Consider the following 2324-nt stretch of genomic DNA (forward strand, 5'->3'; position numbering starts at 1 on the left):
TCGTAGTGGTTCTCCTGCACCAGCATCGGGCTCGTCTGGCTCACGCTCATGTCGTCGAACCAGGCCTCCTCGTGGCTCTCGTTTGCCAGGAACACCTCCACAAAGCCGTCCTGCTCAGCGGTATACTCCAGCTCTAGCCGCTCCCACTCCCCGTTCGCCTGCCGGGTGAGCAGCTGATAGCCAGAGTCTACATAACTCGTGTCCCTATCATAGGCAATATAGCGAATGTAAGCGGTCGGCGCCCCTTTTTCTTTCTGCAAAACAACGGGCGCCAGCGCAATGCCCGCCCCGATGTAGGGCAGCACCTTGCCGTTGCCGTTCCCAAGCTCACTCACCGTGCCCACGCCCGCCGTGGCTGCCCCCAGCAGCCAGGAGGCTAGGCTCAGGCCCTTGTTGCTTTTCACCTCCTCTTCGTACAGCCCGAAGGCCTCCGCCTTCACCTTGTCGCCCGCTCTGACGCTCAAGCGCCGACTCGGGCCCAGCGGCCTGTTGCGATTGCCCCCCAGCAGCGCCGCGTGCGAGCCTGTGCGCGAACGGCCCCTATCCAGGTGCCGCGTCTCCTGTATGTGACCGAACTCGGCCTCCTCCTGCTGGGCGGCCATCATCTCCATGGTCGCCGTGGCCGAGCTTGTCACCTCCTCGGCGAATGACACCCTGAGGTTGCCCAGGTGGTCCTTCAGATGGTACTCGTAGCGCCACACCTGGTCGGTTGCCGGCTCGTAGAGCGCCCGCCCCTCCGAAGTGTGGGCAAAGAGCGTGTCGCCCTGGTGCACGAACAGCCCCGCATAGTCGGTGGCCATCACCGGTCTGCCCACCTCGTGCACCTCCTTGCGCAGCTTCTGCCCCGAGGCCGTGTAAATGTATTTGATGTAGCCCTTCGCACCCAGCGCCACGCTGTCGGGCAGGCTGAGGTGGTTGTAGCGCACAAACGTGATGCCCTTGTTGGCGTCACTGGTCATGTTGCCGTTGGCGTCGTAGCCGTACTCCGGCGCATTGACCGAATAACTGCTGCCCCCGTCACTGAATCCGGCGTCGGAAGCTCCTGCAACAGGACTGCCGGCCGGGTCAGCCAGCGCCGCCACCTCCGCCGCACTCAAAGCCGTGTTGTAGACCCGCACATCGTCCATGGCGCCCCTCATCCCCCTGAAGCCGTCGGCCTCCGCCCCGATGGTGAACGGCAGTGCGTTCACGGCGATGGCCGGCGGCGATGCTAGCGTGCGGGAGCTATTCTCCACCCCGTCTATATAAATCCTGATCTGGGAGCCGTCATAGGTGACGGCCACGTGCATCCAGGTGCTGCTGTCGGTCGGGTAGGGCGCCTGGGAGTCCAGGCGGTAGGTGTCGCCCGCACTCGCCTGGTTGAAGCGGAAGAAGACCTTGCCTGCGTTGGAGAGCGAGAACTCATAACCGTCCGTCTCCCCCTGCGCGGCCTTCTTGATGAAATACTGCGGGCCGATCTTCTCCGGCTTTATCCAGGCGGCCAGCGTCAGGGATCCCGTCAGGTCCAGGGAGGGGTTGCCGGGCACTGCGGCCAGCTGGTCCACGCCGTTGAAGCGCAGCGCCTGCCCGCTCACCCCCGGCACCCAGGACGGACCTCCCCCGGCGGCGGCGTGATTGCCCTTGCCCGAGGCGTCCGCCAGGTGCGTGCCGCCGCCCTCGTCCAGCGCCCAGTGCCCCACCAAGGAGGCTGGGATGTCGGAACCCGAACCAGGAGAGTCGTCCACGCCCTCCAGGCGGTTCCCCTCGTAGAAGTAACTCAGCTCATCCACTTTGCCCCAGGCCCTCAGGGTGTCCTGCCGGTCGTAGGGGTCGCCCGCCACGAGGCCGTGGCGCACCAGGTGCCGGATATTGCCGTTGGCGTCGTAAGTGAGCCCTTCCACCGTATAGTTCTCCCCCCCGGCCGACCAGCCCGCGCCGGCGTTGGACCGGTAAAGGCCCTCCTTCAGGCGGCTGGCCTTATCGTAGGCGTAGGCGTAGCCCCGCAGCTTTGCGTCCGAGGCCGTGGCCCAGCGCATCTCCGAGATGTTGCCGCTGTGCTGCCCCTGCGCCCCCAGCTGCATGCCCTCGTTGTAGCTCAGCTCCAAGCCGAACAGGTCCCCCTGCTGGCTCACCTGCCCCGGGTCGTTGACCGAGGCAAGCCAGCCGCGGATGCCGTAGCGCGTGTCCACCTCCTGCAGGAAAGAACCGTCAGCGTTTTGGTGCAGCCTTTTCGCCGTCTCCTGGCCCAGCGCGTTATAGGCCCGCTCGGCCAGCAGCACCGGGTCCCGGCCGTCGATGGACTGCCAGTGGCTTGCCAGGCGCCCCATGTGGTCATAGGCCATGGT

The 2324-nt window shown here is 65.7% G+C and carries 1 protein-coding gene; it reads right to left on the bottom strand.

Annotated elements, in window-relative coordinates; genetic code table 11:
* On the bottom strand, nt 1–2324 hold a 2324-nt coding region (locus tag AC5FXQ_RS21710), incomplete at both ends, for a LamG domain-containing protein (RefSeq protein ID WP_493604506.1).

It is taken from the genome of Pontibacter sp. LHS1 (assembly GCF_058932855.1).